Genomic DNA, 20804 nt, shown 5'->3' with positions numbered 1-20804 from the left:
TTGGTTGCATAAAGCAATAAATGCGTTCTAACCAAAATCTAAAAATCAACAACATCATTTAGAGGGGCGACTTTGAAACTTCGCATAGTGCTGGCCGACGATCATCCTTTCGTGGTCCTTGGCGTAAAGGCGCTTTTGAAGGCCGACGAGGGGATCGATGTCGTCGGTGAGGCGAATAATGCGAGCAGTCTCGTGGTCGAACTCGCGAAGACGCCATGTGACGTGCTTGTCACGGATTTCGCCATGCCTGAGCCGGGGCCGGACGCGCTAGACGGATTACGGCTGATTCGTAGAGTCAGGCAAGAGTGGCCAAGCATCAAAATCGTCGTGCTGACGAGCGTCAGTAATGTCGCGATTCTTCGTTCTATTCTGAATGCCGGTGCCATCGGACTCGTGAATAAGGCGGAGGCTATTGAACTCGTGGCGACTGCCGTGCGCCATGCGGGAATCGATCGCCGTTATGTCAGTGGGTCTTTTGTTACCGCGTTAGCGGAAGCGGGCGCCGAAACCGAGTCATCACCAGAGGAACCGCGGCTTTCGCCCCGGGAAGAAGAAGTCGTTCGTTTGTTCGCCAAGGGTCGCACGATCACCGAAATCGCCAAAGCGTTGAACCGCGATGTACGCACTATCAGTCGACAGAAGCGAGATGCGATGAACAAGCTTGGAATCAGAAACGATCCAGGTTTGTTCGCTTTTGTACGCGCTCAAGGACTCGGCTGAGTTATCGGCGTGGTGAGTTCGAATTCGGATGCATCTTATGTTTTTTAATGTTTCGGTATCCGATTCTTATCGGTGTCAAGAATGAATTTGAGTTCGCTCAACGCGTGAAGGTTTTAAGTGATGGAATCATTGAATGAAAGTCAAGTGTTCTCGCATGCCAGGAGAATTCGGTTAGCAATAGCGGACGATCATCCGCTCGTTATTCTTGCTATCGAACGGCTGGCTGGGAATTTTCCCAATGTAGAAGTGGTGAGTCGAAGCATCGATTCCACGCAGCTCGACGAGTGTCTGGCACGCGGCGAATGCGACGTGGCCATCGTCGACTTCTTCATGCCTGGGGGACGCCACGGTGACGGCGTTCAACTCGTGCAGCATATTTCTGCGACTTATCCGAATGTGCATATTGTCGTGCTATCGCGCACCGATAACGCGACGCTCATCAAGCAGGCGCTGGACGCGGGCGCGCACGCGTTCCTCAGCAAAGAGGACCGGCTTGACCTCATCTACGTCGCGATCGTCTCGGTCATTGCCAACGAGACCTATCTCGGACCGGCAATTCGCCGTGCTTTGGCCATTGCAAATACGGAAAGTCACGCTCTGTTCATTCGGCAGAGACTGACTAGCCGGGAAATGGAAGTCATTGAAAACTATGCGCGCGGTGCCAACGTGACTGAGATCGCAAGGAAGCTGGGCCGTAGCGTAAAGACCATCAGCGCTCAGAAATGCGCCGCCATGCGCAAGCTGGATCTGTCCACGGACGCAGATTTGTATCGCTTCGTCGCGGACACGAATCTGATCTGACGCGCGCTTATAAGCAGCTTTGATCGGCCGGCGTAGAGACGCATTGCCCTCGTTAGAAGGGCATGCCGGCTTTTAAAATAAAAGAGACCAATGAAAACAAGAATGCCGCTGAGGGCAATCATCGCCGATGATCACCCAATTGTCGTGAAGGGTATCAAGAGCTATCTCGAACGGGACGGCGCCGTCGAAGTAGTGGCGACGGCGCACGACACCCAAGAGCTGGCCGAAGCGCTGGATTCGACTGCTTGTGACTTCGTCTTTTCTGACATTGGAATGCAGGGGATGGAAGGTGAGAGCAGTTCCATCACATTTCTGAGGCGTTTTTCGAGTCGGATCGAGCGGCCGAGGCTGGTCGTCATCACCATGCTTTCACAAGCTCGAATGCTAGCGGGACTCATACGAATGGGCGTCGACGGTGTGGTCGACAAGCGCGACGGACTGGAGTCTCTCGAAACCGCAATTGCGGCCATCAGCGCAGGCAGACGGTTCGCCTCGCCGCTTGCCATAGATGCGTTGAGCAGCCTTCCAGAAACCATGCCCGCATGTGTCGGCGTATTGAGCCGGCGCGAGTGGGAAGTGTTTCGGCTGTACGCCAGTGGCATGGTGGTGCACGAGATTGCAAGCCGATTCGGACGAAGCAGTAAAACCATTGCTACCCAGAAACGCAGTGGCATGCGGAAGCTGGGTCTAAGTTCGGAGGCCGATCTCGTCGAGTATTTCAGGCAGGTGGGCCTCGTCTGACTGAAGTGAACGGTTGGCGTCATCAGAATTATTTAAGACGGTTCCGATGTCTGCGCCAACGGATGCGTATCAGACTTTACTATTTGACGGCGCCTGCGACAGCCTGTGTTGCAGCGTACAGCAAGATTTCCCATGCGGCGTCCTCTCAACGACGCCGACTTTTACCTTTGAGAGATTCGATTTGAGTTCCGTCGTCGTGCGTTGCTGGTTCCTGCTCGTCGTGCTCCTGTCACCGTATTGCACGGCGGTTCGCGCGGACATTTTCGCGTCCGACGCGCGTGCAACGGCGGCAGATATCTCGCCCGCAAGGGAAAGCATTCCGCCTGTCGATGCGGATGCCTTCATGTTTCGCGCTAACGACGCGCTCTCGAACGTTTATGTCTCGGCAGCGCCGTCCCGCGTTCTGAGCGTTACCGCACTGCGCCTGCTTCCTGCACTGATTGGCGTGCTGGCCGTTTTGATCGTCACGCTTCGGGCATTCGTCCTGTTGCAGCGGGAAATGCGAAAGCGTCTCAAGATCGAACAGCAACTCGCGACGCAGTTGAGCTTCCAGCAGACCATGATGGAAGTCGTGCCGTATCCGCTTGTCGCGAAGGACATGGACAATCGCTACGTCGCGGTCAACCGTGCGTTCGAGGAGGCCCTGGGCGTTCGAAGGACGGATATCGTCGGACAGACGGCGCTCGAAGTGGGCGCGTGGGGAGCAAAGCACAGCCGTTTGCTGCACGATCTCTCTGGTTGCACGCTCGCCACGGGCAAGCGTCAGGAAGTCGAGGCCGAGTTCTTCGACGAGTTCGGCAGATCGCGCTACGGCCTCTTTTGGACCGGTGCATTTCTGGCACCGGACGGCGAGCGAGCAGGCGTAGTCGGCACGATGATCGACATTACCGATATTCGCGACGCGGAGATGCACGCCCGTCGCACGGAGCGGCGCCTGCACGACGTCACGCGCTCGCTCCCCGCTGTCGTATTCCAACTGCGGCGTGCGCGCGATGGCGCTTACAGCCTTCCGTATATCGACGGCGACACGCGGCAATTGCTAGGCCTCGATCTTGGAGCCTTGGCTAACGATCCGCTCAAGGTATTGCGTCAAGTCAATTCCGAGGACGGCGTGCGCCTGCTGGCGGAAATAGAGCGGTCATCGCTTACGCTCGAGCCCTTGCATACGGAATTTCGAGCCGTCGTCGGCGGCGTGACGCGCTGGTTTCGCGCAGACCTCGTCGCTCATTGCGAAGACGACGGCGCCGTGGTCTGGAGCGGATATTGGGTGGATGCGAGCGTCGAGCACGCGCGCGCTGAAGAGCTTGCGCGGGCGAGAGATATCGCGGAGGCCGCATCGAGAGCGAAGGACGATTTTCTCGCCATGATGAGCCACGAAATCCGCACGCCTATGAACGGCGTTCTGGGTCTCGTCGAAGTGTTCGAAAATACGCCGCTCAATCCGGATCAGTCGCAAATGCTCGGCATGATTCAGGATTCGGCCAGCGCCTTGCTTCAGATTCTCGACGATCTCCTGGACTATTCGAAGATCGAAGCAGGCCGTCTGACGATCGAGCCGACCGCGATCGATTTGCGCGAACTCGTCGATAGCGCCGTCGGCTTGCTGGCGGGCAGGGCACACGAAAAGGGCTTGCGCGTGCGAGTCAATGTCGCGCCGGAAGTGGCGGCTACCGTGCAGGGCGACAGCGTGCGTCTGAGGCAGATCATCTTCAACCTGATGAGCAACGCGATCAAGTTCACCAGCGCTGGTGAAGTCGCTGTGCACGTACGGGAAGTGGGATCGACGGAGTCCACTCAGCTGCTCGAACTCTGCGTGAAGGACACGGGCATTGGTATCGCGTCCGAGGCGCAGGCGAGTCTCTTCGAGCCGTTCGTGCAAGCGGAAAAGTCCACTACTCGACGCTTCGGCGGTACGGGCCTCGGACTGACTATCGTCAATCGGCTCGTGGATTTGATGGGTGGCACACTAACGTTGCAGAGCGAAGTAGGCGTCGGCACATCCATGACGCTTCGCCTCGAACTGCCGGTCGAGACTTTGCAGTATCAGATCGACGGCTTGCGCGGCCGGCGAGGCATCGTGGCGATCGACGAAGATCGCGTCGCCGACGCGTTGGTGAACTACGGACAGGCGCTCGGTCTGGTGCTTCAGCGCATTCCGTCGGATAGCCCGAGCCTGATGCTTCTGGAGACGTTCGAAGGCGTCGATATCGTATTTCTGAGCGATACGCACAAGGACAAGCTGCCGTTCGGATCCCGCGTCATTCACGCGACGGAAAAGCCGAAGCCAACGGGTTATCGTATTCTTGAAGACGATATTCGCGTCAGCATCAATCCCATCTCTTGGCGAGGGCTTGGCGCTGCCTGCGTCGCGGCCTTGACCGGCATGCCGCAGATTGCGGCGCGCGCGACAATGGGCCTCGAACCGAAGAAGGAAGCGCCCGACCGCGAGGATGCTTTGCGCAACGGCAGGCTCGTGCTCGTGGCGGAGGATCATCCCGTTAATCAGGAGTTGATTCGCCACCAGCTTTCGTTGCTCGGGTTCGCCTGCGATGTCGTGCAGGATGGCGTCGAGGCGCTCGCGGCGCTCGAACAAACGCATTACGGCTTTCTGATCACGGACTGCCATATGCCGAACATGACCGGCTACGAACTGACGAGACACGTGCGCGCCAACGAAGCGGGAACAGCGGTCCGCCTGCCGATTCTCGGCATCACCGCGAGCACGGCGGCCGAGGAGCGCACCATGTGCCGCGACGCGGGTATGGACGATTGCCTCATCAAACCCACACGGCTCGCGACGCTGCGCGAGCATCTTAACCGGTGGTGGTTGAAGGATACGATCGCGCCAGAACCGGAAGGACGGGCAGTCGGCGGCGCCGAAGCAAGGCACGCGGAAGAAGACGAACTCGACCTTGAAGCGATGGCGCAACTCTGGGGCAGCGAGGCCACCGTCAAGGCGCTTCTCGATGCCTTCGTATCCTCGTTCCGCGACGATCTTGCCGCGCTCGAACCACTGGTCGCACGTGGCACGGTAGAACACTTGCGCGAATGGCATCATCGCGTGTCTGGGGCGGCGAGCGTCTTGCAGTATCGGCCGCTGCTTGATGCGCTGGAAACATTCAGGCGTGACTTGTCGAGTAAGCCACTTGCAATGCGTCGACGGGACGGAAATCTGTTGATCGTTCGCTGCAGGCAATTGCTCGAGCGCATAGAGGCGCAAGGCGCCGAGCTCGTTTAAGCGGTCGAATCACTCAAAGCGCGACGCGAATCAACCGCGTCGCGCTTTTTTCTTTTAGTCGGAAAGACTGGCCGCGCCGATATCGGACGTCGCACGGTCGCGGAAATGCATCAGCGCAAAGTCGACGAATGAACGCGTCTTAGCCGATACGTGTCTGCGTCCCGGATAAACGATCGACACTTCCTTGTCCGCGTCGTTCAGCGTGTAGGCCGGCAGCAGGCGCACGAGCGCGCCCGCTTCGACGTCCTGCCGGACATAGCTCTCGGGCAATACGGCAATGCCCATTCCCAATATCGCCGCCTGCCGCAACATGGGTGAACTGTTCACCGTGTACGACGGGTCGATCGACACTTCCTCGCGCGAACCCGTCGGACTGGTGAATGACCACTTTGATCCGTGAATATCTGTGGACGGCGCGAGAAACTCGTGTTTGACGAGAGCGGCGGGCCGCGCCGGCATGCCGTGGCGCGCAAGATAGTCAGGCGATGCGACCAGTGCCGCGGCGACCTTGAAAAGCGGCCGGTTGATGAGCGTGCCGCTATTGACGAGATGCGGCACGACGATGCCGACATCGAAGCCTTCATCGACGAGATCGACCGGCCGATGGAGCAGCGTAAGACTGAGCTTCACGCTCGGATAGCGATCGCGATAAGCGCGCAGCATGGGCGTGAGTTCGAGCAAGGAAAACGATGCCGATGCAACGAGCTTGAGTGTTCCGGATGGATCGACTGAACTGTTCGCTACTGATGCCTCGATATTCTCGACGTGTTCGATCACTGTTCGGCAGCCATCGGCGTATTCCTTGCCCGCTTCAGTCAGCGACACGCTTCGTGTCGTGCGATTCAGCAAGCGGGTATTGAGATGCGCTTCGAGTAGCGAGACATAGCGCGTGACCACGGCGTTCGAAAGATCGAGCGCTGCGGCCGCACGGCCAAAAGAAGATGTCTCCGCGACTTTGAGGAAGACGCGCATCGCCTGTAATTGGTTCATGAGCGGATGGCCTGGCGAAAGCGTGAACTGCGGGTGATCGGTGCGAAGTTAGCAAGGGCAGGAGTGCCGCCTCGCGTGCGCGATGTTACGTAGCCCGATACATCTTGTGAATAGGATGACTCCGATGTCTTCTCGCTGTCGCTCGTCAGCCACTGTCGCATGTGTGCAACGATGCTGCGCCTGGTCCATCTCGTTAAAGAAAAAGCATTCGGGTAAGTACCAGATGTGTAAGCGTTAAGTCATATTGAAATTCTATTTTTTGATTTATTCGAAAGACCTTTTGCGTGTTCCTTGGTGGTCTCTGCAAAAAGCTGCGCCATACACTTTGGGCTGCCGAATATCGGTGTGAGGCTTTCTCCGGGGCTTCAATCCCAGATGTGCCGCGCCGCGGCCTTAAGCAACTCATCGAGTCTCGTGACTCAATCAAAGGAATTCGCATGAAAAAGAATCTTATCGGAGCCGCAGTGGCCGCTCTGGCTGCATCGTTCGCCACGGCTGCAAGCGCACAAAGCAGCGTCACGCTGTACGGCACGTTGGACGCAGGTTTCACGTTCGTGAACAACGTGCGCTCGGCACCGGGTTCGGACTACAACAAGGCAAGCGCATGGGGCGTCACTGGCAACAACGTGCAAGACAGCCGTTGGGGCCTGACGGGCGCTGAAGATCTGGGCAACGGCATGAAGGCAGTCTTCAGGCTGGAAAGCGGCTTCAACCCGGCAAACGGTAGCGGCGCCGGTGCTGCTCGCCAATCGTATGTCGGCATTTCGACGAACCAAGGCACGGTAACGTTGGGTCGTCAGAACGACGCCGTGGCTGACTACCTCGGTCCTTTGAGCGCAACGGGCACGTTCGGCGGCACGTACTTCGCGCACCCGGACAACCTGGATAACCTGGACGGCAACAACTTCCGTCTCAGCAACTCGGTCAAGTTCCAGAGCGCCAACTATGCTGGTCTGACGTTCGGCGGCGAGTACGGCTTCTCGAACTCGGCAGGCAGCTTCGCGGCGAATCGCGCGTACAGCCTGGGTGCTGGCTACGCTAACGGCCCGATCAAGGCTGGCATTGCTTACACGCAAGCAAACGGCATCAACAGTAACAACGTCGGCGCGATCAACGGTGCTACGGTCGTTCCGCATGTCGTCGGTGATGCGTTTGTAGCAGCCGGTCAGCCGGCAGAGGCAGCAGAAGCCGCATTCGGCACGATCCGTCAACGTACGTTCGGCGCAGGCGCCAGCTACTCGACGAATGCTATGCAATTCGGCCTGCTGTGGACGCAAGTTCGTCAAGACGGCAGCAACTTCGACGCTACGGCCGTCACGAACAACTACGAAGCAAACGCTCGTTACGCTCTGACGCCGGCGCTGTCGCTGGGTGCGGCCTACACGTTCACCAACCAGAAGCTCGGTGCCGTAGGTGAATCCACGCGCGTTCGCTATCACCAGTTCGGCTTGCAGACCGACTACGCGTTGTCCAAGCGTACGGACGTCTACGCTGAAGGCGTGATGCAAATTGCAAGCGGTCTGCCGGAAAACGAATACCCGTCGGCTCAAATCAGCGGTGCAGCAGCATCGTCGAGCAGCCGTCAGGTTCTCGTGACGGCTGGTATCCGTCACCGCTTCTAAAGCGGGCTGAGTTGTAAGCAGTAGCTAGCAGTAGAAAGAAAAGGGCGCCGCGCGGCGCCCTTTTTGCATTCGTGCGCGTGAACGGCGCACACTGAAAAACATCGATCATCCGAATGCTCTACCATGGCGATGCCGTAAGCGCATCAACGATATGAAAGCGAAGCGCTTGGCCGCCACCAAGGAGAGCCAGAATGATCCCGACGTGCAGACCACATGTCCGCTGCATCGCAGCCATGATGTTCACGTTGCTCGCATCCTCGGCGGCATTCGCCGATACCATCGCGCTGAAGGCGAATCTACAGCCATCGAGCGAAGTCCCGCCGCGCGTCAGCAAAGGGCACGGCATGCTCGACGCCACGTTCGACACCGACACCAAGGTCATCACCTGGACCGCGACTTACGCCGAGCTTTCCGGCCCGGTCACGATGGCCCACTTCCACGGTCCCGCGCCCGTCGGTCAGAACGCGAAGCCGCAAGTACCCGCCGACAAACATGCGCTCGCCAGTCCGATGAAAGGTCGGGCCACGCTCACCGAGCAGCAGGTCACGGACCTCATGGCCGGGCAGTGGTATTTCAACATTCACACACAGGAAAACCCGACCGGCGAGCTTCGCGGTCAGGTGATGCCATCGAACTGATCGGCTCGACTCAAAGCCTGAGCCCTCTACGATGAGTTGGCAAAGCGCGTTCGCATGCTGGCTGCTCAAGCGGCAAATGCGGCCGGAAACGGCGAAACCCACACTCGATGTCGAGCGCGCGCGGACCTACGCATCGCGTCGAATCTGGTTGCCGCGTGTACCGAAGGGATGGCGACTCGATATCGAGCCGGATGGCGAATGGTTGCGCCGCGAGAGCGCCGCGCATGATCGACGAACGGTGTTTTATCTCCACGGCGGCGGCTATTACTTTTGCTCGCCGCGCAGTCATCGAGCGATCACGTTCGGTCTTGCGACGCGTGCGGATGCCGACGTGTTTTCGCTCGATTACCGGCTGGCTCCCGAGCATCGCTTTCCGGCCGCGCTCGACGACGCCGTTGCCGCTTACCGCCGCCTGCTCGCGTCGGGCATCGATGCAAAATCGATCGTCATTGCGGGCGATTCGGCCGGCGGTGGCCTCACGCTCGCCACATTGCTCGCGCTTCGCGATGCGCGGGTTCCATTGCCCGCCGGCGCGGTGCTGTTTTCGCCGTGGACCGACCTGACCTGTGGCGGCGCGTCGATGCAAGCAAACGAAGGCCGTGACCCGATGTTCCACGCATCGGTCTTCCCGCGCGTGGCCGCGCTCTATCTCGGCGATGCCGATTCGCGTGATCCCTACGCATCACCGCTTTTCGGCGATTATCGAGGCCTGCCGCCGCTCCTGATTCAAGCAGGCGACACGGAATTGCTTCTCGACGATGCCACGCGCGTTGCGAAGATAGCGCGTGAAACCAACGTGGACGTGCAATTGCAAATCTGGCGCAACGTCCCGCATATTTTCCAAATCTGGGCGCCATTCATGCCCGAAGCGCGCGATGCGCTCACGCAAGCCGCGCGTTTCATATCGACCACGACGAGCGCCGACAACACTCAGCGCCCGCCGATCACCTCGATGGTCTGATAGGCGCGCTCGACCGCCGCCGTTCCGTATTGCCGTTCGAGTCTGCGCACGGTGAAGTGTCCGAGAGCCATCTGCTGAAAATGGTCGATGAACACGGTGTTGACCATGGCGCCGAGAACCGCGCCGATGGCCGGAATCGACTTGGCCGCGACCTGCTCGCTGACCTGCACCGAGAAGCGCGACGCGATGGTCTGCAAGAATTTGAGCAACGCCGTCGAGCCATGACTGCTCAATCCCTTGGCCGCGATTTCGTTGGTCGCGCGCGAGATGGACTGCGCGAGCGCGCCGCGAACGATGAAATAGCCGATGTCGGCGTTATCGTCGTCTTTGTGGGTGCCGCCCATGCCGAGCACCATCATGCATTGCAACTGCGTCTCCACGCGATGCACGTCCTCGCCTTCGCTGCGCGCGATGTCGCAAATTGAGCGAAACATCAACGTGGTCGTGACGGGCAACTCGACCGGCAGCGCAAACAAGCCGAATGCGCCGCCCGCCGCGCCCGTCGTCGCGACGGCGAGTTTGTGCATCAGATTGCGCGGTTTGTCCGGCGGCGGCGCGAGCAGCGAGTCGGACGGCGCGCTGTTGCCGAGCGTGCGCAGCGCAAGCTGCAGGCATTTCTTGAGCGCGACTTGCGTGGCTTCGTCGACTTTCCCCTGAGCCGAGGCTGGAAGCCGTCCCATGAGTTTTTCGATCGGCGCGCCGACCACGCTCGCCAGTTTCATCGTGAGCGAAGGGCTTTCGAGCGCCTCCTTCGCGCGGGACAGAGCGGTGAAATCTTCGGCAGTAAGCGGCGAAGTGATGATGGGCGTCGGTTGCATACGAAAAATGTCCGGGAACGTGCATGAAGAGAGCGGTGGGCCACACGGCTTAGAGCACGCGAGCGTGCTATGATTCCCCATTCTTTGACTCGTCAATAATTGCGTCCACAAAAATGGCCGTTCACACAGCCGCGCATCACTCCAGCGGACAGGTCTTGCCCTTCCGCGAATCGCTCATGGCGATGTTGGGCATCTCTTTCGTCACCATGCTCGTCGCGCTGGACCAGACCGTCGTGGGCACCGCGCTGCCTACTATCGTGGCCGAACTCAAAGGCTTCGATCTCTACGCCTGGGTCGCGACCTCCTATTTGCTGACCTCCGTCATCACCGTGCCTATTTTTGGGCGGCTCGGCGATTACTACGGTCGCAAACCCTTCGTGATCGCTTCGATTATCGTGTTCACGGTGGCGTCCGTGTTGTGCGGACTCGCCAACAGCATGATGTTTTTGGTGCTCGCGCGCGGTTTGCAGGGCATCGGCGGCGGGATGCTGGTTGGCACCGCGTTCGCGTGCATCGCGGATCTGTTCCCGGATTCGGTCGTGCGCCTGCGCTGGCAGGTGCTGATGAGTTCCGCTTTCGGCATCGCCAATGCGGTCGGCCCTTCGCTCGGCGGGATTCTCACGCAGTATTACGGCTGGCGTTCGGTGTTCTACGTGAATCTGCCCGTCGGTGTGCTGTCGCTGTTCTTCGTCTGGCGCTTTTTGCCGCATCTGCGGCATGTCGCGCACGAAGGCAAGATGCGGCTCGACTGGCCCGGCGCCGCGCTGATCGCGGTTGCGCTCGGCGCGCTGCAATTGTTCGTCGAGATGTTGCCGAAGCACGGCATCAGTGTCGAGACGGCGATGCTGTTGGCGGTGGCCATCGTGGCGTCCTACAGCCTGTGGAAGTGGGAACTGCGTTGCAATTACGCGATTCTTCCCGTCGACATGTTCCGCAACAAGAGCCTCGCCGCGCTGTTCACGCTGGCGATTCTCGGCGGCTTCACCATGTTCTCGCTGCTGTTTTACGCGCCGCTGCTGTTCCAAGGCGGCTTCGGCATGTCGCCGAAAGACGCGGGCATGATGATCACGCCGCTCGTCGTGTTCATTACCATTGGCAGTATCGTGAACGGACGAATCGTGACGCGTCTGAAGAACGCGAATCTCATGCTGTACGTGGGTTTCGCGTTTCTCGCCGCGTCGTGTTTCGGCGTGGTGATCGCCACGCATACGATGCCGCGTTCCATGCTGCTCGTCGTCATGCTGATGGGCGGGCTCGGCCTGGGCTTCGTCATGCCGAACCTCACCGTGTTCGCGCAACAGACCGCAGGACGTCAGCATCTGGGAATTGCGACGGCATTGTTGCAATCGCTACGCATGATCGGCGGGATGATCGGCACGGCATTGACCGGCACGCTCGTGAGCCATCTGTACGCGAGCGGCGTGAGCCTCGCGCTTGAACGAGATCACGCAATGCACTGGCTCGGCGATCTTTCCGATCCGCAAATCCTCATCAATCGCGAAGGACAGGACACGCTGCTCGCGCAGCTTGCGGCTGCTGGTCATAACGGCGCGATGCTGCTCGAATCCGCGCGCGAATCGCTGGTGGCGGCAATCCACATCGGCCTGGCGGTCGCGGCCGTCGTCGCGGTCGTTTCGCTCTGGCAGTCGCGCCGCGTGCCGCCCGTGCGCTTGAAACGAACGCTCGAACCGGTCATCCTCGCCGAATGAATTACAACGGAATCGAGAGCATGAACGAACAGGAACGTATCGCTGTGGTGCAGCAGTTCGGGCGGACGTATCGCGCTTTCATGTCGGCGTTCGAAGCAGCCGTCGGCCAGCCGATGCCGCGCTGGCGGATTCTGTTCGCCTTGCATGAGCACGAGGGCGAGGTGTCGCAGAAGAAACTCGTCGAACGCCTGCGCGTGGACCCGGGCGCGCTGACTCGTCAGTTGAAGACGCTGGAAGGTCTCGGCTGGGTCGTGCGCAGCGTGGATGTCCGCGACAATCGCGTGTCGAATGTCGCGCTGACAGCGCAAGGCCGCGCGGCGGCGGAAGAGGGCATGCCGCGCCGCACGGCGTTTCTGCACGACACCATGGCATCGTTGCCGGACGACGCCATCGAGGCGCTGTCGGGCGCACTTCATATGCTCGAAGCGCGCATTCAGGAAGTCGCGGTGCAAAACGCGGCGAACGCCGCACTCGTCGATACCGCCGCCGAAAAAGCCTGACGCGTCAAAAGAACGTTTCGATCACTTCGGTGACGCGGTATTTAGGATCGACCACGAGCACCTGACGCCACTTGTCGAACGTGAGACACGGGTGCGAGATGTCGAAGGCGATCATGTCGCCGACCTTGAGGTCATCGCCGGGCTTGATGCGCAAGTAAGCGTGCTGGTCCATCAGGCCGAAAATTTCCCAGCCTTCATCCGTCGAGATATCGCGTGGCGCTTCCGTGCCCGGACGAAAATGCTTCGCCGGTTCCGGCAAGCCCGCGTCGAATGCGGAATCGCGCTTGCCGAGCCCGATGATCGCGCGGTCCGGCTCGGGAATGGACTGCACGTACGCCCACAATTGCAGCGCGGGTTTAAGCCCTTGCCCCATCTTCTTCGCGATGGGATTGCGCGCGAAGATTTCGTTCTGCGCTTTCTTGTAGATGCCGACGTCGTGCGTCAGATAGCAGCCGGGGCGCAGTACGACTTCAATGGCGTCGCTGTTCGCCTTGGCGAATTCGTCGGCGACGACGTCGTACCATGCCGATCCCGCGCCCGAGAGAATTGCCGGCTTGCGCGCGATCTTGCCAGCATCGATCAAGGCGCGGGTGGTGTCGACGGCGCTCTTCAAAAAGTCGCGTACCTTCGATTCGTCCTGCAAGACGCCTTCGTATAGTTCGATTCCCGCCAGTTCGATCGTGCCCGGCCAGCGCGCGATGGCCGCGAGCACGGCTTCGCGCTGCGCGTCGTCGCGCACGCCCGTGCGTCCGCCCGGCACGCCGAGTTCGATCAGCACGTTCAGCTTCTTGTGCACGTCGCTGAAGAATGCGCCCAGTTGATCGACGCCATCCGCTGAATCGACGAGACAGAAGAACTCGAAGTTCGGGTCCGTCAGCAACTCGGCGATCATGCCCATGTTGCGTTTGCCGACGAGCTGATTCGCCAGCAGGATGCGATACACGCCGCCGCGATACGCCGCGCGCACCTGATGCGCCGTGGCGAGCGTGATGCCCCACGCGCCGGTGTCGAGTTGGCGGCGAAAGAGTTGCGGCGCCATGGTGGTCTTGCCGTGCGGCGCGAGCTTCACGCCGTACTCTTCGACGAACGCCTGCATCCACTTCAAATTGTGTTCGATGCGCTCTGCATACAGCACGGCGGCAGGCAAGCTCACGTCCTCTTCGAGCAGGTTCCATTGCAGACGCGCCGCGTCCGTCAGATTGATGCCCGTGCCCGGTACCATGCCGAGACCCTTGCCAAACGGGTCGATTGTCGCGTTCTGATAGTTTGTAACTTTCATGTGCTGCTACTCCATCGTCCGGATGAATAGATTCTGTCGGTACTTAAAATGGCGTCGCGGTTGACGGCATCATGTTACCCAAAGTAGCATTCTCGTTGAAATGTTATTTAGTAACATACACCGTGGGTTAACCCTGTCAGCACTATGAACGGCCACGCCGATTCGCTCACCTTCGATATCGTCGCGCGCATCGCGCAACGCGCGCCCGAATTGCGCAGCGCCGAGCGCAAGGTCGCCGCGCTGATCCTCGACGATCTCACGGGCGCGTCGCGGGCGAGCATCGGCGCGCTTGCGGACAAGGCGGAAGTAAGTATCGCCACGGTCACGCGCTTTGCGAAAGCGGTCGGCTGTCAGGACGTGCGCGAACTCAAGCTGCGGCTCGCGCAGGCGGCGGGCGTCGGGCAACGCTTTCTGAAGCCCGAACCGGACGCCGTGCCTGAAACACTCGCCGCGCGTATCTTCGAGGAGGTGCAGGCCACGCTCGCACAGAATCAGGGTGCGCTGCGTGCCGCGCCCATCGCGCAAGCCGCCGATGCACTCGCGGCTGCGTCGATGATCTACGTGTTCGGCATGGGCGGCGGCTCGACCGCGCTCGCCGACGAGATGCGCTTTCGTCTCGTGCGGCTCGGGCGGCCGGTGGCGTCGTATCAGGACGGACTGCTGCAGCGCATGGTGGCATCGACGTTATCGAGCGAACACGTCGTTGTCGCGCTGTCCGTGACGGGGCAGACGCCGGAGATGCTTGAAAGCTGCCGGATCGCGCGTGAATATGGCGCGTGCGTGATCGCGTTGACCGCGCCGGCGTCGCCGCTGGCGAAGCTCGCGGACTGGCTCATTCCGGTCATCGCGATAGAAACGGATTTCATCTACAAGCCGTCGTCGTCGCGTTACGCAATGATGATGGCGCTCGATCTGCTGGTCACCGAACTCGCGGTGAAGCAGGCCGATCATAGCCGTGAACTGCTGCGCCGCATGAAGCACGCGCTCGATGCGCATCGTGGCGGCGGCGAGCGGCAACCTTTGGGAGACTGACATGGAATCGCCCTCGAAGCAGAAGGCCGATACGTTGATCATCGGTGCGCGTGTGATCGACGGCACGGGTGCGCCCGCCGTCGAGCGCGATGTCGCGGTGCGCGATGGCCGCATCGTCGCCATCGTGGCGCCCGGCGCACTCGCCAACTGGAACGCCGATGAAGTGTTCGACGCGCAGGGCAAGGTGCTGGCGCCCGGTTTCATCGACGTCCATACGCACGACGACACGCACGTGATCCGCTCGCCGCAGATGATGCCGAAGATCACGCAAGGCGTGACCACGGTGATCGTCGGCAATTGCGGGATCAGCGCGTCGCCGGTGACGTTGAAGGGCAACCCGCCCGATCCGATGAATCTGCTCGGCGACGCCGACGCGTTCAAATATCCGACCTTCGCCGCTTATGTCGATGCCGTCAACGAAGCGCGTCCCGCCGTGAATGTCGGCGCGCTGATCGGCCATACGGCGCTGCGCAACAATCACATGGACCGGCTGGATCGCGCGGCGAACGGCGCTGAAGTGGAAGGCATGCGAGCGCAACTCGAAGAAGCGCTGGATAACGGCGCGCTGGGGTTATCGAGCGGGCTGGCTTATGGTTCGGCGTTCAACGCGCCGCCAGAGGAAGTGGAGGCGCTTGCCGAGCCGCTTGCCAAGGCAGGCGCGCTATACACGACGCACATGCGCACCGAGTTCGATGCAATTCTCGATGCAATGGAAGAGGCGTATCGCGTCGGTCGCCATGCGCGTGTGCCGGTGGTGATTTCGCATTTGAAGTGCGCGGGACCGTCGAACTGGGGACGCAGCGTGGAAGTGCTGAAGTCGCTCGAAACGGTGCGCGAAGGTCAGCCGCTCGGTTGCGATTGTTATCCGTATAACCGCAGTTCGTCGACGCTGGATCTGAAGCAGGTGACGGGGGATATCGACATCACCATCACGTGGTCGGAGCCGCATCCGGAGATGGCGGGCAAGCTGATTCGCGAGGCAGCGGCCGAGTGGAACGTGAGCCAGCAGGATGCGGCGAAACGCTTGCAGCCGGCGGGCGCGGTGTATCACAACATGTCGGAAGACGATGTGCGGCGCATTCTCGCGCATCCCGCGACGATGGTTGGCTCGGATGGCTTGCCGAACGATCCGCTGCCGCATCCGCGCTTGTGGGGCGCGTTTCCGCGCGTGCTTGGCCACTACGCGCGCGATACGGCGCTGATGCCGCTCGAAGAAGCGGTGCGCAAGATGACGAGCCTGACGGCGCGGCGTTTCAGCCTGCCCGAGCGTGGCGAAGTGAAAGTGGGTTATCACGCCGATCTGGTCGTGTTCGATCCCGAGCGTGTGCGCGATGCCGCGACCTTCGCGAAGCCGCAGCAGGCGGCGGACGGCATCGACGCGGTGTGGGTGAATGGGGTTTTGACGTATCGCGATGCCGCCGTGACCGGCGCGCGCGCGGGACGTTTCGTGGCGCGCGGCGCGGCATCCAAGCTGGATGCGCAGGGTGCGTTTTGAATTCTTTACGATTGAATCAAGGAGTTGAACGATGAAGCGATATGGCGTTGAAGGCGGCAAGGGACAAGGCGGCGCGCATATGCCTTTTGCACGCGCGGTAGAGGCCGATGGCTGGCTCTTCGTGTCGGGCCAGACGCCGATGGAGAACGGCGAAGTGATCAACGGCGGAATCGTCGAGCAGACGCACAAGGCAATTCAAAACGTGATCGCCATTCTGACGGAAGCGGGATATGGCACGGAGCATGTCGTGCGCTGCGGCGTCTGGCTGGACGATCCGCGCGACTTCGCTTCTTTCAACAAGATCTTCAAGGAGTACTTCGGCGCGAATCCGCCGGCGAGAGCTTGCGTGGTGTCGTCAATGGTGATCGATTGCAAGGTCGAGGTGGATTGCGTGGCTTATAAGAAGGCGTCGGCTTGAACGTCAATGCGGCTCCGGGAAGTCGGAGCCGCATTGACGAGCTTCACTGCCGCGCCAACCGCGCATTATCCGGCATCGGCAAATTGAAATTCGTCCGGAACGGATTGATATCCAGCCCGCCGCGCCGCGTGTAACGCGCGTACACTGCGAGCCTTTCCGGCTGACATTCCCGCATCACGTCCATGAAAATGCGCTCGACGCATTGCTCGTGAAAGCCGGTATGTCCGCGAAACGAAATCAGATAGCGCAGCAAACCCGCGTGATCGATCTGCCCGCCGTAGTAGCGAATCTGCACGCTGCCCCAATCCGGCTGTCCCGTCACCGGGCAATTCGACTTCAGCAGATTCGAATACAACGTCTCGTCGACCGGTGCTTCGCCATGCGTCGCGCTCAACAGTGAAGGATCGGGCATATAGATGTCCGTATCCAGATCGAGCCTGTCGAGCGACAAGCCATCGAACTCTTCCATCGCGAGCTTGCCGAAATCTGCCGGCGCGGCAAGTTGCACCGATACGGTCGCTCCGCAGATCGCCGATACGTCGCGCTTGATGGCCGCGCGCACGTCGTCGATGGAGTCGAACTTCGTCTGCGCGAACGAGCCAAGGTAAAGCTTGAACGACTTCGATTCGACGATATTCGGCGAATCCGCCGGCACGAAGAACGTCGCCACCGCGATCTGCGGCTTGCCGCGCGCGTTCAGCCACGAAAGCTCGTAAGCGTTCCAGATGTCGGTGCCGAAGAACGGCAGCCGCGCGCCGACGCCGATGGCATCGCGCGCGCTCTTGCGCTCTATCGGAAACAGCAGCGACGCATCGTACTGTTCGGTGTAGTGGACGGGCTTGCCGAGCGGAGATTGTTCGGGTGTCATGTTGCGTTCGCTATGCCGCTGAGAACATGCCCTGTCGGACTCACGCCGCGGGCCGATTCACAATGGCGAATTTGATCGTCGAAGAAAAAGTCGGGCTCGAATTCACGCAGGAATTCGCCCTTGTCCAGACCGCCCAGGAACATCGCTTCGTCGATTTCGATGTCCCACGCCATCAACGTCCGGATCGCGCGCTCGTGCGCGGGAGCGGAACGCGCGGTGACGAGCGCGGTGCGGATATGCATGGCCGCCTGCTCGCCTTCATTCGCGGCGGCAATGCGTTGCAGTTTGTTCAGCGCTTCGAGCAGCGGCTTCAACGGTCCGCCCGGCAGCGGCAGATCTTTCTTGTTCGTTTCATGGCCGACGAAGGCCAGCAAACCGTCGGCCTGAAACACGCGCTCGGCTTCATCGGAGAAGAGAACGGCGTCGCCATCGAACGCAATGCGAATTTCATCCGCGTAACGGCTCGCTGCGCGCGGCGTTTCCGGCAGCACGCGCGCGGCGGGAAAACCGGCGGCGAGCGCGTCGCGTACATCGTCGGGATTCGCCGATAAAAACAGCGACGCACGCAGCGGTTTCAAGTAGCTGAAGGGCGAACGGCCGCGCGTGAACACGCCGCGTTCGATCGCCAGTCCATGCTCACGGCACGAATGGAACGCGCGCAGGCCGCTGATAGGATCGCTGCGCGAAAGGATCACTACTTCCACGCGCTGCTCGCCCGCATTGAGCGCGAGCAGTTTGCGAATGAGCCCGAACGCCACGCCCGGTTTCGCGGGATTGTCCAGCCGCGAGCGTTGCAGCGCTTCGTAACGCGCCAGATCGCCCGCCTCGAACACGCTGTTTTCTTCCTCGAAGTCGAAGAGCGCGCGCGACGAAATCGCGACGACGAGTTTGTCTTCGAGCGTGAACTTGGACATGAAGTCTCGACTTACGCCAGGAACAGCTTGTAGACGGGGTTCTGCTGCTCGTCCCACCACGGATAACCGAGCGTCGCGAGAAAGCGCTCGAACTCTGCGTTATCCGCCCGCGGCACCTGAATGCCAACGAGAATCGAGCTGTAGTCCGCGCCTTGATTCCGATAGTGGAAGAGGCTGATGTTCCAGTCCGGCGCCATCGACGAAAGGAAGCGCATGAGCGCGCCCGGCCGCTCGGGGAATTCGAAACGCAGCAGGCGTTCGTCATGCGCGAGCGGCGAATGGCCGCCGACCATGTAGCGGATGTGCTGCTTCGAGAGTTCATCGTGCGACAGATCGACCGTCGCGAACCCGTGCTCGATAAACGCCGAGCGCATCTGCACCGTCTCGTTGCGCGACTTGATCTGCACGCCGACGAAGATATGCGCGGCGGCCGCATCCGCGATACGGTAGTTGAACTCGGTCACGCTGCGATCGCCGACGAGTTCGCAAAAGCGTTTGAAGCTGCCGCGTTCCTCGGGAATCGTCACCGCGAACACGGCCTCGCGCGCCTCGCCCACTTCCGCGCGTTCCGCCACGAAGCGCATGCGGTCGAAATTCATGTTCGCGCCGGAAGTCACCGCGATCAACGTCTTTCCTTCGATACCTTCGCGTTCCGCATAGACCTTCGCGCCCGCAACCGCGAGCGAGCCCGCCGGTTCGAGCACGCTGCGCGTGTCCTGGAAGACGTCCTTGATGGCGGCGCAAAGCGCGTCGGTATCGACGGTGATGACTTCATCGAGCAACTCGCTGCACAGGCGGAAGGTTTCCTCGCCGACGAGCTTCACCGCCGTGCCGTCCGAAAACAGGCCGACTTCGCTCAAGGTAACGCGCTCGCCCGCCTCGATGGATTGCGCCATCGCGCAGGAATCCTCGGTCTGCACGCCGATGACCTTGATCTCCGGCCTGATCGCCTTGACGTACGCCGACACGCCCGCCGCCAAGCCGCCGCCGCCTATCGGCACGAAGATCGCGTGAATCGGACCTTGATGCTGGCGCAGGATTTCCATGGCGACGGTGCCTTGTCCGGCGATCACGTCGGGATCGTCGAACGGATGGACGAAGGTGAGGCCGCGCTCTTCCTGGAGCTGCACGGCGCGCGCGTAGGCGTCGCTATACGATTCGCCCGCCAGCACCACTTCGACGGTCGAGCCGCCATGCGCGCGGATCGCGTCGATTTTCACTTGCGGCGTGGTCGTGGGCACGGCGATCACCGCGCGACAGCCGAGCCGCGCCGCCGACAAAGCCACGCCCTGCGCATGATTGCCCGCCGACGCCGTAATGACCCCGCGCGCCAGAACGTCGGCGGGCAGGTTGGCCATCTTGTTGTAAGCGCCCCGAATCTTGAAGGAGAACACCGGCTGGTTGTCCTCGCGCTTGAGGTAGACGGCGTTATGCAGGCGCGCGGACAGACTGCGCGCGGGTTCGAGCTCGCTCTCGCGCGCGACGTCATAGACTCGCGCGGTCAGCACTTTCTTCAGGTAGTCGGGATGTGTCATGCGTCGAAATCGTCGCGCAGGCCGGCCGCGCGCTGCTTTTTTGAGGGCGAAAGCATGAATGATAGCGCGGAAGAAGCAGCATTCCGGCTAAGACGCCTTATCGCCGACCGACCGGCCGGGAGTAAAAGCGCGGAAAATGCCCGAAACATGTCGTGAACGGGCACGCAAATGCCCCTTCTGCCTGCTAGCCGTCACGAACGGCCTTTTTCGCGATGGGTTAGAATTTCGTTTTACAAATCAGGATCGGCAGATGCACTGGCAGCTTCGGATCGATTTACTGGCGTATGTCCCCCGCGAGCTTCACGCTGCGGCGGAGCGGCATGCGCGCCATGCGCGATCGTGGCGTTGATCCGGACTCATTGAAGGCGCCGTGTCGCATCTGGCTCGTCATTACATCCGTGTCATTGCCGGATTTGCGCGATGCGGCGGCCTTCCTACAGAACAGTCTCATCCAAAAATCTGCGCCCCCACGCGCATCGCCGGTGACTTTGCGCTTCCTGACGCGCTCGCCGGCTCACCGAACCG

18 protein-coding genes are annotated in these 20804 nt (G+C 60.7%); 12 read left to right on the top strand and 6 right to left on the bottom strand.

The genetic code is table 11. The features are described 5' to 3' along the window. Positions 1–72 precede the first annotated feature (72 nt). The 4 genes from P9292_RS24250 to P9292_RS24235 all read left to right on the top strand — a co-directional run bounded on the left by P9292_RS24250 (position 73) and on the right by P9292_RS24235 (position 5500). Positions 73–720 carry a response regulator transcription factor gene (locus P9292_RS24250; protein ID WP_309961614.1) on the top strand — a complete coding sequence of 216 codons (648 nt, stop codon included), beginning with the start codon at positions 73–75 and terminating at the stop codon, positions 718–720. 120 nt (positions 721–840) lie between these two features. Beyond that, complete coding sequence (locus P9292_RS24245; RefSeq protein WP_309961612.1) at positions 841–1521, top strand: response regulator transcription factor; 681 nt, start codon at positions 841–843, stop codon at positions 1519–1521. A gap of 90 nt (positions 1522–1611) precedes the next feature. Further along, on the top strand, positions 1612–2262 hold the full coding sequence (locus P9292_RS24240; protein WP_309841280.1) for a response regulator transcription factor: 651 nt from the start codon (positions 1612–1614) through the stop codon (positions 2260–2262). A 181-nt stretch (positions 2263–2443) separates the two neighbouring features. Continuing rightward, positions 2444–5500, top strand: coding sequence for an ATP-binding protein (locus P9292_RS24235; RefSeq protein WP_309961609.1), 3057 nt, complete (start codon positions 2444–2446; stop codon positions 5498–5500). 54 nt (positions 5501–5554) lie between these two features. Here P9292_RS24235 and P9292_RS24230 read toward each other — a convergent pair whose 3' ends face one another. After that, the gene (locus tag P9292_RS24230; RefSeq protein WP_309961607.1) at positions 5555–6490 is read right to left on the bottom strand and encodes a LysR family transcriptional regulator; all 936 of its coding nucleotides are present in this window, start codon (positions 6488–6490) and stop codon (positions 5555–5557) included. 437 nt (positions 6491–6927) lie between these two features. Here P9292_RS24230 and P9292_RS24225 point away from each other — a divergent pair, with 437 nt between their 5' ends. The 3 genes from P9292_RS24225 to P9292_RS24215 all read left to right on the top strand — a co-directional run bounded on the left by P9292_RS24225 (position 6928) and on the right by P9292_RS24215 (position 9711). After that, a complete protein-coding gene (locus tag P9292_RS24225; protein ID WP_309961604.1) occupies positions 6928–8112 on the top strand; it encodes a porin in 1185 nt (394 codons plus the stop codon). 191 nt (positions 8113–8303) lie between these two features. Beyond that, the gene (locus P9292_RS24220; RefSeq protein WP_309961602.1) at positions 8304–8750 is read left to right on the top strand and encodes a CHRD domain-containing protein; all 447 of its coding nucleotides are present in this window, start codon (positions 8304–8306) and stop codon (positions 8748–8750) included. A 31-nt stretch (positions 8751–8781) separates the two neighbouring features. Then, positions 8782–9711 carry an alpha/beta hydrolase gene (locus P9292_RS24215; protein WP_309961600.1) on the top strand — a complete coding sequence of 310 codons (930 nt, stop codon included), beginning with the start codon at positions 8782–8784 and terminating at the stop codon, positions 9709–9711. Here the strand turns inward: P9292_RS24215 and P9292_RS24210 are convergent. After that, positions 9681–10529: an EcsC family protein gene (locus P9292_RS24210; protein ID WP_244826944.1), complete on the bottom strand. Its 849-nt coding sequence runs from the start codon at positions 10527–10529 to the stop codon at positions 9681–9683. The two genes, P9292_RS24215 and P9292_RS24210, sit on opposite strands and share 31 nt — an antisense overlap. Positions 10530–10642: 113 nt before the next feature. Between P9292_RS24210 and P9292_RS24205 the strand changes: the two genes are divergently transcribed. After that, complete coding sequence (locus P9292_RS24205; protein ID WP_309961596.1) at positions 10643–12238, top strand: MDR family MFS transporter; 1596 nt, start codon at positions 10643–10645, stop codon at positions 12236–12238. A gap of 20 nt (positions 12239–12258) precedes the next feature. After that, positions 12259–12738 carry a MarR family winged helix-turn-helix transcriptional regulator gene (locus P9292_RS24200; protein ID WP_250462921.1) on the top strand — a complete coding sequence of 160 codons (480 nt, stop codon included), beginning with the start codon at positions 12259–12261 and terminating at the stop codon, positions 12736–12738. Positions 12739–12742: 4 nt separating this feature from the next. Here the strand turns inward: P9292_RS24200 and P9292_RS24195 are convergent, their stop codons facing one another. Then, on the bottom strand, positions 12743–14017 hold the full coding sequence (locus tag P9292_RS24195) for an amino acid deaminase (protein ID WP_250491753.1): 1275 nt from the start codon (positions 14015–14017) through the stop codon (positions 12743–12745). 144 nt (positions 14018–14161) lie between these two features. On the opposite strand from P9292_RS24195, the gene P9292_RS24190 reads away from it, so the two are divergent. The 3 genes from P9292_RS24190 to P9292_RS24180 are packed head-to-tail and all read left to right on the top strand — an operon-like array spanning position 14162 to position 16962. Further along, entirely contained in the window at positions 14162–15049 is an 888-nt protein-coding gene (locus P9292_RS24190; protein WP_250462928.1) for a MurR/RpiR family transcriptional regulator, read from the top strand. Between the two features lies 1 nt (position 15050). Beyond that, positions 15051–16544, top strand: a complete 1494-nt coding sequence (locus tag P9292_RS24185; RefSeq protein ID WP_309961593.1) for a D-aminoacylase — start codon at positions 15051–15053, stop codon at positions 16542–16544. A 31-nt stretch (positions 16545–16575) separates the two neighbouring features. Beyond that, positions 16576–16962 (top strand): RidA family protein, encoded by a 387-nt coding sequence (locus P9292_RS24180; RefSeq protein ID WP_244826950.1) that lies wholly within the window; start codon positions 16576–16578, stop codon positions 16960–16962. Between the two features lie 43 nt (positions 16963–17005). Here P9292_RS24180 and queF read toward each other — a convergent pair whose 3' ends face one another. Genes queF through ilvA form a run of 3 tightly spaced genes read right to left on the bottom strand, consistent with a single transcriptional unit; the run spans position 17006 to position 20279 of the window. Continuing rightward, a complete protein-coding gene (queF, locus tag P9292_RS24175) occupies positions 17006–17830 on the bottom strand; it encodes an NADPH-dependent 7-cyano-7-deazaguanine reductase QueF (RefSeq protein WP_244826952.1) in 825 nt (274 codons plus the stop codon). Next, positions 17827–18744, bottom strand: a complete 918-nt coding sequence (locus P9292_RS24170) for a 5'-nucleotidase (RefSeq protein WP_250462936.1) — start codon at positions 18742–18744, stop codon at positions 17827–17829. Before P9292_RS24170 ends, queF begins: the two co-directional genes overlap by 4 nt. Before the next feature lie 11 nt (positions 18745–18755). Further along, a complete protein-coding gene (gene ilvA, locus P9292_RS24165) occupies positions 18756–20279 on the bottom strand; it encodes a threonine ammonia-lyase, biosynthetic (protein WP_244826954.1) in 1524 nt (507 codons plus the stop codon). Positions 20280–20804: the final 525 nt, after the last annotated feature.

The sequence above is a fragment of the Caballeronia sp. LZ001 genome (assembly GCF_031450875.1).
GTDB lineage: Bacteria > Pseudomonadota > Gammaproteobacteria > Burkholderiales > Burkholderiaceae > Caballeronia.
Note: the sequence above shows the minus strand (reverse complement) of the source record. Positions and strands in the feature narration are given on the sequence as shown.